Here is a 14300-nt window from a genome sequence, read left to right on the forward strand (position 1 = left end):
TGCTGGCACAGACAATATAATAACAAATAAAAATAAACAGTTAAGGTAATAACATGACTATCAGTTTTGCAGGAAAAGTGGCTATTGTTACTGGGGCAGGTAACGGATTAGGCCGTTCACACGCGTTGGAATTAGCCAGACGTGGCGCCAAAGTCGTTGTTAATGATTTAGGCGGCGCACGTGATGGCAGCGGTGCATCTTCTGCAGCGTCACAAGAGGTGGTGCAGTTGATTGAAGCAATGGGCGGTGAAGCGATTAGCCATGGCGCTAACGTTGCCCATTTTGATCAAGTACAAGACATGGTGCAACAAACCATGGATAAATGGGGGCGTGTCGATATTTTAATCAATAACGCCGGTATTTTACGTGATAAGTCGTTTTCAAAGATGACCTTAGATGACTTTAAACTAGTCATGGACGTGCATGTGATGGGCTCGGTTAACTGCACTAAAGCTGTATGGGACATCATGAAGCAGCAAAATTACGGTCGAATCGTGATGACGACATCATCGAGTGGTATGTACGGTAACTTTGGTCAAGCCAATTATGGCGCTGCTAAAATGGCGCTGATTGGCCTAATGAATACCTTAGTACTGGAAGGTGCGAAAAATAATATCCATATTAATGCGCTAGCACCTACGGCTGGCACACGTATGACTGAAGATTTAATGCCTGAAGAAATCATTAAAGCCTTTGCACCAGAAGCGGTCACCGCAGGCATGTTGACTTTGTGTGACGATGACGCGCCTAATCGATTCATTTTATGTGCTGGCGCAGGCGGTTATTCAAGCGCGAGTATCTTCGAAACCGATGGCTGCTTTATTCCTAGCGCGAAACAAAGCCCAGAAACTGTGCGTGAACATTGGGATCAACTCACCGATCAACACAATCAAAAAGCCTTAGTGTCGGGTTCGCAACAAGGCGAGAAGTTTGTGATGAAAGCCATTGCGTTTATGAAATCTCAGGCTCTAGGGCGAATTGATTAGCAGCACACATCATTAAAAAAAGGATTTGTCATGAGAGAAGCCGTCATTGTTTCAGCCGCCAGAACACCAATTGGTAAAGCCTATCGCGGCGCCTTTAACGATTTATCTGCCCCCACGTTAGCCGCTATTGCGGTTAATGCCGCAGTAGAAAGAGCCGGAATAGATCCAAATGAAATTGAAGACTGTATTTTTGGCGCCGCCTTAACTCAAGGTAACCAAGGCATGAATTTTGGTCGTCAAGTGGCCATGGCGGCGCAATTACCTGTGTCGGTGCCGGGCATGACGGTTGATCGCCAATGTTCATCAGGTCTCATGTCTATTGCTATAGCTGCCAATCATATTGTTTGTGATGGTGCCCAAGCTGTGGTTGCCGGAGGTTGTGACTCTATCAGCTTGGTTCAAAACGATAAGATGAACATGCATCGCGCGGTAGACCCTAGCGTAAAAGCCTATCGACCAGCGATTTATATGCCGATGCTCGATACGGCTGAAGTGGTGGCTAAGCGATATAATATTTCACGCGAGGCACAAGATGCCTATGCATTATCCTCTCAGCAACGCACCGCAATCGCACAGTCACAAGGCCGATTTGATGCTGAAATAGTCCCGGTCAGTTGCACTATGCTGATAATGGATAAAGTCAGCGGTGAAATCAGTAAGCAGCAAGTGACCTTAACTCAAGATGAAGGCAATCGCCCATCGACAAATTTAGAAGGTCTAGCTGGCTTAAAAGCGGTTAAAGAAAATGGATCGATTACCGGTGGTAATGCATCACAACTATCAGACGGTGCAGCAGCGGTTGTGGTAATGGAACGTGAACTCGCCGAGCAACGAGGTTTAACACCATTAGGCGCGTATCGAGGCATGGTGGTGAGTGGATGTGAGCCAGATGAAATGGGCATAGGACCTATTTATGCAATTCCGAAACTGCTTGAGCGAAATGGCCTTAGCATTGACGACATAGGTTTATGGGAAATCAATGAAGCGTTTGCGGTTCAGGTAATTTATTGTGCTGAATATCTCGGCATTCCCGCCGATCGTTTAAATGTCGACGGCGGCGCAATCTCAATCGGTCACCCTTATGGTATGAGCGGCACACGTATGGTGATGCACGCCTTAATTGAAGGTAAACGCCGCGGCATTAAATATGTGGTTGTCAGTATGTGTATTGGCGGTGGTCAAGGCGCGGCTGGATTATTTGAAGTGTTATAAAATGACGCTTAAAAGATCAACAGCCATTGTTAATGGTTCGTTAAGTTTAAATTTAAGATTGGTGTGTAGATTTAAGGTTAGTGCTCAGTTTAATGACGCTGATGACATGATGCAAAATAATAATAAACATAGATAGCGGCTCGGGTATTAGGTTCTGTTGCGTATTTGAGATGGACTTTGCAGCTGCTAATAACATTACATTTTGGGGACAATATTATGGAAAAAATTTGGCTTGAAAAGAGTTATCCGCCCGGGGTTGAGTTTGAAATCGATCCTGATAAATATAATTCTTTGGCAGATTTATTTTTAAAATATACCAAGTTATACGCCGATAATACTGCATTTATTAATATGGATGTCAGTATTACTTATCAGCAACTGGCTCAGCAAGCGACTGATTTTGCTGCCTACTTACAGCAAGATTTGCGGTTAGTCAAAGGCGACAAATTTGCCATCATGATCCCTAATACACTGCAATATCCTATCGCGCTTTTTGGTGCGCTGATTGCCGGACTGACCATTGTAAACGTTAACCCTTTGTATACCGCCCGCGAATTAGAACATCAATTAAAAGACTCTGGTGCCAAAGGGATCCTTATCCTCGAAAATTTTGCTCATGTATTGCAAGCCGTGATCGATAAAACTGATATTAAGCATGTGATCACCACAGGTGTCGGTGACCGATTAGGGCTCATAAAAGGTGCATTAATTAACGGCGCCATCAAGCATGTTAAAAAACTGATCCCTGCGTTTGATTTGCCCAATGCGGTTAAATTTAATGATGCTATGTCTAAAGGCAGCAAACTGAATTTTGTCGCCGTTCCCGTTGTCGGTTCAGATTTGGCCTTTTTACAATATACAGGTGGTACTACAGGTCCATCAAAAGGGGCAATGCTGACTCATCGAAACATGGTTGCTAATCTTGAACAGTCCAATGCTGTGACTAAAAATATCTTTGAAGTGGGTAAAGAGATCATTGTCACCGCATTACCGCTTTATCATATTTATGCGCTGACCTCTAATTGCTTAGCTTTTTTGCCATTTGGTGGCATCAATCTATTAATTACCAATCCACGTGACATGGCGGGATTTGTTAAAGAGTTGGCTAAATATCGCTTTACCATTATTACTGGCGTCAACACGCTATTTAACGGATTGTTACATACTCCTGGCTTTGACAAGCTTGATTTCAGCGCTTTAAAAATGGGCTTTGGTGGCGGCATGTCAGTGCAACGTCCTGTGGCTGAACATTGGGAAAAAGTCACTAAAAGTCGTCTTTTAGAAGGCTACGGCTTAACTGAATGTGCGCCTTTAGTGACTATGAGCCCTTATAATCAACAAAGTTACAATGGATCGATTGGTTTGCCTGCTTCATCAACTGATATTCGCCTTGTTGGGGCAGATGGTGAAGAAGTGGCATTAGGTGAGCCAGGGGAAATGTGGGTTAAAGGCCCTCAAGTGATGAAAGGTTACTACAATCGCCAAAAAGCAACGGATGAGGTGCTCATTGATGGCTGGTTAGCCACAGGTGATATTGCCACCATGGATGAAAATGGTTTCTTTAAAATTGTTGATCGTAAAAAAGACATGATCAATGTGTCTGGCTTCAATGTGTTTCCAAATGAGATTGAAGAAGTACTCGTGATGCATGACGGCATACTTGAAGCCGCTGCGGTAGGAACCTCATGTGATATTACCGGCGAGCGAGTCAAAGTGTACATAGTGCGTAAAGATCCTAACCTTACCGAGCAAGATGTGTTTGATCATTGTAATAAAATGCTGACCAACTATAAGCGCCCTAAGGTAATTGAATTTATGAATGAATTACCGAAAAGTAACGTCGGTAAAGTGTTACGTAAAGACCTTCGTAACATGGCATAAGCTTGGTCGAAACGGATCACTCGTGGCTATAGCGTTAAGCTTATAGCCTTCATCAAGCGCTAAGTCTTTTCAATCCAGCATTAGTGCGAAGTGATATGCAGCAATAATTGATCACTGTGTATTAGTCACTAAAATCACTGTCGGTATTGATTGCCGACAGGTTAACCATAAGAATGTTATGTTAGAAATTTATGCCGGTGAAACGGCTTTAACAACAATCCATCAAGATGGATTTTCTCCAGAGTTATTTAGCTCTTTTCTTGGTGCAAGTGGTGGGCCGAAATGGTTTACTTTACTGGGACTAGACAAGTATATCTTTGGTGAATTTTTTAATGGCAGACAACAGCCGTTAAATGTCATTGGCTCAAGTGCAGGAGCATTTCGCGCCGCATGTTTTGCGCAAAGAGATCCCGTCGCAGCAATAGAGCGATTAGCTAAACATTACAGTGAAACCGTGTATTCAAATGACACTAAGCCACAAGCTGACGAAATAACTGCTAAAGCGATAACGTTACTTGATGAGTTATTTGGCGATACGGGCGCAAGTGAGATCATTAATAATAGTGTTTTTAAAGCCCATTTTATTGTGGCTAAATGTCATGGATTGGTGGCGTCTGAAAACAAACTAAAACAAGGTGCCGGGTTACTCAATAGCTTTCTGAGAAACGCGTTAAGTCGGCCATTACTCAAAAGCCAGTACGAGCGGTACATTTTTCAGCATCATCAAAGTGATTTAACCATTTTTGATCCTGACCATATCCCCACCACGTCAGTGCCATTAAGCCTACACAATATCAAAACGGCATTGTTGGCATCTGGCTCAATTCCGCTGGTGATGCAAGGGATAAACAACATTGCAGATTGTCCTCCTGGCATGTATCGTGATGGCGGTATCATTGATTATCATTTTGATTTTCAAATTAAAAATGAGGGGCTAACTCTTTATCCTCATTTCAGTTCCACCTTAAAAGCGGGCTGGTTTGACAAAAACTTATCTCGAAAAGTCAGGCTAGAACATTACGACAACACAGTATTATTGTGTCCATCAGCAGAATTTATTGATTCGTTGCCTTATCATAAAATTCCTGATCGCAAAGACTTTGTTGAAATGAAACCTGCTCAACGGATCCAATACTGGCGACAGGTTTTTGTTGAAAGTGAAAAACTTGCCCAGCACTTTAAACACTTTTATCAAACGCAAAATATCAACAGTATAAAAAGCATCAAGCAACTCATCAGGTGACAAGGTTAATCCATCATTTGCCATCATTTTTATAGATCGATTATTGATATTCACTCACATATAAAGGGAATCAAATATGAGTACCTATACCGCCATTAACTTAGTCGCCCGTCCTCAAGGTGGCCCAATTGGCCCAGAATTATTTGAAATTGTCGAAAAGCCAATGCCGGCAGTGGCGCAAGGGCAGTTTTTAGTTAAGCAACATCATATGTCACTTGATCCGGCCATGTTTGGTTGGATGAGCCCAGATACCGAAAGTTATATTCCTCCTGTCACCTTGGGCGAGGTTATGCGCAGCTCTGGCATAGGTGAAGTTGTCGAAAGTCAACATCCTGACTTTACGGTTGGCGACCGAGTGATGGGGATGATGGGTTGGCAGGAATATTTTCTAAGTAATGGTGCCGGTTTGCATAAAGTGACGGCGCCATTACCCGATGAAGCTATTTTATCGGTATTTGCTTTGCCTGGGTTAACGGCGACACAAGGACTGTTCAACGTAGGAAAGCCACAAAAAGGTGAAACCATTGTAGTCTCTGGTGCCGCGGGTTCTGTAGGATCGATTGTGGGTCAACTGGCTAAAGCTGATGGTTTAAGAGTCATTGGCGTAGTCGGCAGTGATGAAAAAGCGGATTGGATAATTAACGAGCTAGGTTTCGATGGTGCGATTAATTACAAGACCGATGATTTAGCAGCAAAACTGGCTGAATTAACCCCTGATGGTGTTGATGTGTATTTTGAAAACACTGGTGGTCCTATCCAGCATCATGTGTTTGCCAAAATGAATCCCCATGGGCGTATTGTGGTGTGTGGCATGATTGCTGATTATCCCAAAGCGGTACCTGATTTAGGCCCAAGCTGGGTGCAGGTAATTAAAAAAAGGCTCATTATCCAAGGCTTTACTATGCCAGATCATTTTGGTGATGTACCGGCATTACTCGAAAAATTAACCCCTTATGTCATGAAAGGGCAGATTAAACATCGCGCCCATGTATTAATTGGACTTGAGTCGGCCATCACTGGCTTAAACTTGTTTTTCACTGGTCAAAACAAAGGCAAGCTCATCGTTAAATTATAAAATCATCCTTCAATTAATTAACCTTCACTCAACATGCATGGTGGCGGGAGCTATTACCACCATGCTGTCAAAGGGATTGACTATGAACAAGCGTAATAAACGTATTGTTATTAGCATTAGTTCGGTGCTGTTAACGGCTACAGCGTTTTCGATTAACGCGGCAAACCAAGTCAGCAATATTGATGATAATAGCTTTAATTGCATCAGAGATATGACACCTGTTCGCCATTTTTATGTCGATAACCTGCTTGGTAATACTCAAGGTACTTTAGCTGTTGCTAATAATCCTGAAGGTGCAGTTTATCCTGAAGGATCTGTGGTGCAGTTAGTGCCCACTGAAGTGATGGTTAAACGCGAAGCGGGCACTTTTCCTGCCACAGGTGACTGGGAGTTTTTTGAATTAGAAGTCGATGAACAAGGCTCAACTATCACTAAACGTGGATTCACTGATGTGAATAACCGTTTTGGCGGTAACTGTTTTACTTGCCATTTACCTGCAGCTGAAAAGTGGGATTTTGTTTGTGAATCAGGTCATGGTTGCGAGCCTATCCCGATAGATCGCAGTATGACAGGTGCATTGCAGCGTTCGGACCCGCGTTGCGGTGAACCAGAACTGCAAGATGGCGATACATTTGCCTTGTTTAAACTTAACTCTATGGTTGTGCTTGGCAGTGCCAAGAAATGGCTTGAAGATTTATTTTAATCTTTAAATAACCTTGTGTTCACCCATCCAAGTCAGGCGATATATATGAGCGAAATGAATACCCATTATAGAAATTGCAATATTTGTGAAGCCATGTGTGGCTTGGAAATTGTCCATCAAGATAAACAAATCATCTCGATTAAAGGTGACCAACTTGATCCCTTTAGCCAAGGTTATAATTGCCCTAAAGCACTTGCTCTAGAAGATTTCTATACTGATAAAGATCGCTTAAAAACGCCGATAAAACGAACCGCTTCTGGTTGGCAAGCTATTAGTTGGGATGACGCTTTTAACGAGATAGTCGCTAAGTTTAAAAGCATTCAACAGCAACACGGGAAAAATTCCTTAGCCGTTTATCTCGGCAATCCCAATGCCCATAGTCTGGGGAATGCGCTATTCCTCAAGCCTTTTTTGAAGTCACTTGGCACAATAAATCGCTTTAGTTCAGCCTCTGCTGACCAATTGCCGCATCATGTTGCGGCTAACTTTATGTTCGGCGCTGGTATGTTAATCCCGGTCCCCGACATTGATAGAACTGACTTTATGTTGATCATAGGGGCTAATCCTGTGGTGTCCAATGGCAGTATGATGACAGCGCCCAATGTTATTGGCCGTATGAAGGCTATTCAACAGCGTGGCGGCAAAATTGTCGTGGTTGACCCTCGTAGAACCCGTACCGCTAAAATTGCCGACCAACATTTGTTTATTCGCCCAGAAAAAGATGCCTTATTACTGCTCGCCTTGATCCATTGTGTGTTTGAGCGTAATAAGGTGAATTTAGGCCATTTAGAACACTTAGTAGAGGGGCTTGATGATGTTGCTAAACTTGCCAAAACCTATTCACCCGATGTGGTTGCAAGCATAGTCGGCATTGATGCGAGTACTATTTACACCTTGGCCGATGATATGTTGTTGGCAGATTCCGCTGTGTGTTACAGCCGCATGGGAGCATCTACGCAAACATTTGGTGGCTTATGTTTATGGCTTACCAATGTACTCAATATAATCACAGGCAATTTTGATCGCGCCGGTGGTGCCATGTTTCCGCAACCGGCCTTTGATTTACTGCGTAACCATCAAGTCGGCCATAAAAGTTCGTTTGGCCAGCATCAAACCCGAGTGCGTAAGTTACCATTTTTTAATGGTGAGTTTCCGGTTGCTTCTTTGGCTGAAGAAATACAAACACCGGGAGAAGGGCAGATTAAAAGCTTGATAACCGTTGCTGGAAATCCGGTATTGTCGGCCCCCAGTGGTCATCAATTAGCCCAAGCCTTCGCAGGTTTAGATTATATGGTTTCGGTTGATATTTACCTCAATGAAACCACTAAATATGCCGACATTATTCTGCCGGGCACCACGGGCGTTGAGAATTCGCACTTTGATATTTTCTTTAACTCATTCTCGGTTAGAAACACAGTTAAATACTCAGCGCCATTGTTTGAAAAACAAGTCGATCAACGTAGTGACTGGCAAATACTCAAAGAAATTTCTGCGCGAATGCTTAATATTGCAGCAGATGATCCAATGCAAAAAATCACTCCCGAAATCATTTTGGATATGGAACTCAAACAAGGCCCCTATGGTGAGCAAGGCATGAGTTTACAAAGGTTAATCGATAACCCTCACGGTATCGATATCGGCCCATTAATGCCGTGTTTAGCAGAACGAATTAAAACCGCTAACGGCAAAATCGATCTGTTTCCGCAAGTATTTAGTGATGATTTGCCCCGATTGCAAGCTGTGATGACAGCAGTTTCTCGCGATCTGGCTTATCCATTTGAGTTAATTGGGCGTCGACTGGTTAAAAGCCATAATACCTGGACCCAAAATTCAGCACGGCTCATCAAAGGTAAAAATCCTTGTACTTTAGAAATGAATTCACAAGATGCGCACCAGTTGGGTATTGAACAAGGCCAGCTGGTGACGGTCAGTTCGGCAGTGGGCCAAATTGATATTGAAGTGGTTCTCACTGATGATATTCAAGCGGGTGTGGTGACCATACCCCAAGGTTGGGGCCATAATCAGCAGGGCACAAAGATGTCGGTTGCCGCCAGTCAGCCAGGCGTGAGCATTAATGATTTAACAGATGCCAGTCGAGTTGATATGCTCACGGGGAATGCAGCATTTAATGGTACGCCAGTTGCTATCACTTTAGTGTTAAAAGAAGGGCGCTAAGTACAAAGTGTCCTAACCAAGCCAGCGGGCTTTTGTTACAATCGATAAAACTGATATCAATTAAAATTTTGCTGCTGGTAAATGCTATTAGCGACAAACGAAATCAATGAAAAGGTAGAGCATGTTTAAAAGTACACAGAATTATATTGCATCCAGCGACCTCACCATGGCGGTAAATGCGGCCATTTCATTAGAGAAACCATTATTAATCAAAGGCGAGCCTGGAACCGGTAAAACCCAGTTAGCCGAAGAGTTAGCTAAATCACTCAATTGCAAACTGTACCAATGGCACATTAAATCGACCACTAAAGCGCAACAAGGGCTTTACGAATACGATGCTGTATCGCGCTTACGCGACAGTCAGTTAGGTGATGTTCGCGTGCATGATATTGGCAACTATATCGTAAAAGGTAAGTTGTGGCAGGCGTTTGAGGAAGAGCAAAGACCGATATTGTTGATTGATGAAATCGATAAAGCCGATATTGAGTTTCCAAATGATTTACTGCAAGAACTCGATAAAATGGAGTTTTATGTCTATGAAACTCAACAAGTGATTAAGGCCAAACAAAGGCCCATCATTATCATCACCTCAAATAACGAAAAAGAGTTACCTGATGCTTTTTTAAGGCGCTGTTTTTTCCATTACATTAAGTTTCCTACTAAAGCTGAAATGGAAAAAATTATCGATGTGCATCATCCTGATGTTAAACAAGCTTTATTAACACAAGCACTAGAGGTGTTTTTTGATTTACGTGAGGTCAATGGCATTAAGAAAAAACCCTCAACATCAGAATTAATTGATTGGCTCAAGCTACTGATTTCCGACGACATCTCACAAGACATCTTGCTCGATAATAAATCAGATATTATTCCCTTGTTTGGCGCGCTGTTAAAAAATGAGCAAGACGTTTCACTGATTGAAAAATTGGCCTTTATGAGTCGTAGAAACAGGTGATTTAACAGTGTTTATTGATTTTTTTCTTACCCTAAAAAAACACAAGGTGCCTTGTAGCTTACGCGAGCTATTAGATCTTATTGCCTTGCTTAAAAAAGGGCTGATTTTTGCCAACGTAGACGATTTTTATAACCTTGCCAAAATCGTCATGGTTAAAGATGAGATACACTACGACAGATATGACAAGGCTTTTGCTGAGTACTTTAACGGCATCGAGAGTATTGATATTTTCGATAAGATCTTGCCGGAAGACTGGCTCAGAAAAGAATTCGAAAAACACCTTAGCCAAGAAGAAAAGGATCAACTCAAATCACTTGGAGGCCTTGAAGCGTTAATGAAGGCGTTAAAAGAGCGTTTGGAAGAACAAAAAAAGCGTCATGCTGGCGGTAATAAATGGGTCGGAACGGGTGGCACATCACCCTTTGGGGCTTATGGTTATCATCCCGAAGGGATCAGAGTCGGCCAAGATAAAAATCGTAATAACAGTGCCGTGAAAGTATGGGATAAGCGCGAGTTTAAAAATTTCGACCAAGATCGCGAATTAGGCACCCGTAATATCAAGTTAGCCCTTAAAAAGCTAAGAAAGTTTGCTCGTACCGGCGCCAGTGAAAAGCTCGACATCAATACTACGATTAGCTCAACCGCTAAAAATGGTGGCATGTTAGATGTGCATATGGAGCCAGAACGCCATAATGCCGTTAAAGTGCTGATGTTTTTCGATATTGGCGGCTCGATGGATGATTATATCCATACTTGCGAAGAGCTGTTCTCCGCGGCCCACAGCGAATTTAAACATTTAAAGTTTTTCTATTTTCATAACTGTGTTTACGATCAACTGTGGCAAGACAACAACCGCCGCTTTGATAAAACCATCGATCTTGAAGAAATTATCAGAACATTTTCATCTGACTATAAAGTGATTTTCGTCGGCGATGCCACCATGGGACCTTATGAGATTATTGCTAAAGGTGGCAGTGTTGAACACTGGAATGAAAAACCAGGTATTGAATACATGAATCGATTGCTAGGCCATTTCAATAAGGTCGCATGGTTAAACCCGCAACCTGAAAATCACTGGCAGATCCATCATTCTATTGCCATTATCCAGCAGCTTGTTGGCAATAAAATGTACCCACTCACTGTGGATGGTATTGGGCGGGCAATTAAAGACATTAGCTAACAATAAAAACAGCAGCCAATTAGGCTGCTGTTTTTATTAACGGATATGAATCACATGATGCTATGAGTCGATAGGCTCGATATACAGTTAAAGCACAGACTCGCTTAACTGTTCTTCATTGCTTTTATCATGTCTAAAGCAACGGCTTCGGCAATACTAATGCCATCGATACCCGCCGATAAAATCCCACCAGCGTAACCCGCACCTTCACCCGCTGGGTATAAGCCTTTGGTATTGATACTTTGGAAATCTGCGCCGCGTTTAATTTGCACTGGTGAAGAGGTGCGAGTTTCAACGCCCGTTAACATGGCATCTTTACTGTCAAAACCACGGATCTTTTTACCAAAGGCAGGAATGGCTTCACGGATAGCATCGATGGCAAATTTCGGTAATGCATCACTTAAATCAGTCATTTTGACATTAGGTTTGTAAGACGGCTCGACATTTTCGAACGGTAATCCTGATCCTGCTGCCAAAAAGTCGCCAACCATTTGTGCCGGAGCATCATAATTACTGCCGCCCATAACATATGCATGACGCTCTAGTTTACGTTGTAGTGCAATACCTTGTAGTGGATCGTTATCAAAATCACTAGGATCTATGCCCACTACAATGGCACTGTTGGCATTACGCTCACTGCGCGAGTATTGACTCATACCGTTGGTTACCACTGCGTGTTCTTCAGACGTTGCCGCCACAACAACACCACCTGGACACATACAGAAACTGTAAACACTGCGGCCGCTTTTACAATGATGGACTAATTTATAATCAGCCGCGCCCAAAATAGGGTTGCCGGCATTGATGCCAAAGCGATCTTTATCGATCATCTCTTGCTTGTGTTCAATACGAAACCCAATTGAAAATGACTGCGCCTGCATAAACACGCCTTGGTCATGTAACATTTGGAAGGTATCACGGGCGCTGTGGCCTACTGCCGCAATCACATGCTTAGAATGCAGTACTTCGCCATTATTAAGGGTGACACCAGTAACTTGGCGATCGCTAATATTGATTTTATCGACGCGGGTTTCAAAGCGAATTTCACCGCCTAAGCGAATGATCTCACGGCGCATTTTTTCTACCATGGTGACCAATTTAAAGGTACCAATGTGGGGTTTACTCACATAAATGATTTCAGCAGGTGCACCGGCGGCAACAAATTCTTGTTTTACTTTTAAGCCTTTAAAACCTGGGTCTTTCACTTGGCTGTACAACTTACCATCCGAAAACGTGCCAGCACCACCTTCACCAAATTGCACATTTGATTCGGTATTGAGCTCGCTGGTACGCCAAAAGCGGAAGGTATCTTTAGCGCGTTCATGCACTGATTTACCGCGTTCTAAAATAATAGGATTAAAGCCCATTTGCGCTAACATCAGCCCAACAAATAAACCACAAGGTCCCATGCCAATCACGATTGGACGTTCGGTTAACCCTTCAGGTGCACAAGCGACATATTTATAATCGGTATCAGGCGATACGCGAATGTTATGATCATCAGCAACTGATGCTAATAATTGTGCTTCGTCTACATTGGTTAAGGTCACATCCAAGGTATAAATTAAGAAAATTAAGTTCTTTTTGCGTGCATCGTAGCCACGCTTAAATATATGGATGTCAACCAGCTGATCCGCTGAAATAGAGAGCCTTTGCAACACCACTTCTTGGAGTGCATCTTCATTATGGTCGAGAGGCAATTTTACTTGGTTTAAACGGATCATGATTTACCTAAAAAAGAGACTTAAAAAACAGCGCGTAGTTTACGTGATCTAACCTTAAAATGAAATTATCTATTGATGTCATATGCCATACAGGCAGGTTCTATTAATGATATAGAGTAAATCATGGCCTTAGCTGAGTTTGTTTGCCTTTGTAATGTTCCGTCTAGAGCCTTTAATTAGTGTTAATCTATAAACCATTTGATGATTTTTACAATTTGTCATTAAATCTTTAGGTGTTGGTCAGCTATCTAAAATTTAATCAAACTAGTTACGGTATTCCATTAGCAAAATGAATGGTTTAGTTTACTGCGGTATCTGTCGTTGGTTAAGTAAAAGGGAGACGTAATGTTACATCAAGGAATTTCTATCATGCTGGCCCCAGTATTAGTGTTTCAGGGACTTAAGGTTCGCCGTACTACGCCAAGGTTGCCTGAACCCGAGGGTGAACGAGTTGGACAAACTGGATCGAATCCTGCGTTAAGCTTGCTTATTTTAGGTGACTCAGCTGCTGCAGGCGTTGGAGTGACCAATCAACAACACGCTTTATTGGGACAGATTATTGAGCAATTAAGCCCTCAACTCGAATTTAGTTATGCATTGTTTGCTAAGACAGGGTCGACGATAGCCACCACGTTACAAGCCTTACATGAACGCATTGATACACCCCATCCAATCCTCAGCCAAAAGCACTATGATGTTATTGTTACATCACTGGGTGTCAACGACATTACTTCATCAATCAGTTGCGATAAGTGGCTGCAGCAACAAAAACAGTTGTTAGAGCTGATTACTCAGCGGTACAAACCCAAACTGATACTAGTGACGGCGTTACCGCCACTGGGGTTATTTCCTGTTTTGCCTAATCCACTTCGGTGGAGCTTAGGCCAGCGCGCCAATCAATTTAATCGTAAATTACAGCAATTATTAATTAAACTTGATCAGCAAGGCGCTCTGCCTATAAATCAACATATCGATCCCACTACAGCCTTTAGAGTAATTAAACTGCCGTTAGACAACCCACAACCCGATATCACCATGCTTGAATTTATGCGCCAAGTCATGGCCACAGATGGGTTTCACCCAGGAGCACCGATTTATAATGCATGGGCAAATTTAGTGGTGCAGCAGATAGTTGGTGGCATTAAATCTGCAGCTATTTAATGAAA

Annotated in this window: 11 protein-coding genes; 10 read left to right on the top strand and 1 reads right to left on the bottom strand. The window is 42.7% G+C overall.

The window, feature by feature from the left end:
• Nucleotides 1-53: 53 nt before the first annotated feature.
• The 9 genes from H5123_RS05915 to H5123_RS05955 all read left to right on the top strand — a co-directional run bounded on the left by H5123_RS05915 (nt 54) and on the right by H5123_RS05955 (nt 11410).
• Nucleotides 54-986, top strand: a complete 933-nt coding sequence (locus tag H5123_RS05915) for an SDR family NAD(P)-dependent oxidoreductase (protein WP_182697326.1) — start codon at nt 54-56, stop codon at nt 984-986.
• Between the two features lie 30 nt (nt 987-1016).
• The gene (locus tag H5123_RS05920; RefSeq protein WP_182697327.1) at nt 1017-2198 is read left to right on the top strand and encodes an acetyl-CoA C-acyltransferase; all 1182 of its coding nucleotides are present in this window, start codon (nt 1017-1019) and stop codon (nt 2196-2198) included.
• 216 nt (nt 2199-2414) lie between these two features.
• A complete protein-coding gene (locus H5123_RS05925) occupies nt 2415-4079 on the top strand; it encodes an AMP-binding protein (protein WP_182697328.1) in 1665 nt (554 codons plus the stop codon).
• 178 nt (nt 4080-4257) lie between these two features.
• Complete coding sequence (locus tag H5123_RS05930) at nt 4258-5322, top strand: patatin-like phospholipase family protein (protein WP_182697329.1); 1065 nt, start codon at nt 4258-4260, stop codon at nt 5320-5322.
• Nucleotides 5323-5398: 76 nt separating this feature from the next.
• A complete protein-coding gene (locus tag H5123_RS05935; RefSeq protein WP_182697330.1) occupies nt 5399-6397 on the top strand; it encodes an NADP-dependent oxidoreductase in 999 nt (332 codons plus the stop codon).
• An 82-nt stretch (nt 6398-6479) separates the two neighbouring features.
• Nucleotides 6480-7100, top strand: a complete 621-nt coding sequence (locus tag H5123_RS05940; protein ID WP_182697331.1) for a cytochrome P460 family protein — start codon at nt 6480-6482, stop codon at nt 7098-7100.
• Between the two features lie 45 nt (nt 7101-7145).
• Nucleotides 7146-9275 carry a molybdopterin-dependent oxidoreductase gene (locus H5123_RS05945; protein WP_182697332.1) on the top strand — a complete coding sequence of 710 codons (2130 nt, stop codon included), beginning with the start codon at nt 7146-7148 and terminating at the stop codon, nt 9273-9275.
• A gap of 121 nt (nt 9276-9396) precedes the next feature.
• Nucleotides 9397-10230, top strand: coding sequence for a MoxR family ATPase (locus H5123_RS05950; RefSeq protein WP_124014835.1), 834 nt, complete (start codon nt 9397-9399; stop codon nt 10228-10230).
• 7 nt (nt 10231-10237) lie between these two features.
• The gene (locus H5123_RS05955; RefSeq protein WP_182697333.1) at nt 10238-11410 is read left to right on the top strand and encodes a VWA domain-containing protein; all 1173 of its coding nucleotides are present in this window, start codon (nt 10238-10240) and stop codon (nt 11408-11410) included.
• 104 nt (nt 11411-11514) lie between these two features.
• Here the strand turns inward: H5123_RS05955 and H5123_RS05960 are convergent, their stop codons facing one another.
• Nucleotides 11515-13134: an NAD(P)/FAD-dependent oxidoreductase gene (locus H5123_RS05960; protein ID WP_182697334.1), complete on the bottom strand. Its 1620-nt coding sequence runs from the start codon at nt 13132-13134 to the stop codon at nt 11515-11517.
• Between the two features lie 345 nt (nt 13135-13479).
• On the opposite strand from H5123_RS05960, the gene H5123_RS05965 reads away from it, so the two are divergent.
• Nucleotides 13480-14295, top strand: a complete 816-nt coding sequence (locus H5123_RS05965) for an SGNH/GDSL hydrolase family protein (RefSeq protein ID WP_182697335.1) — start codon at nt 13480-13482, stop codon at nt 14293-14295.
• Nucleotides 14296-14300 lie beyond the last annotated feature (5 nt).

Origin of the sequence: Shewanella sp. SR43-4, assembly GCF_014163845.1 — a bacterium.
Taxonomy (GTDB): Bacteria; Pseudomonadota; Gammaproteobacteria; order Enterobacterales; family Shewanellaceae; genus Shewanella; species Shewanella vesiculosa.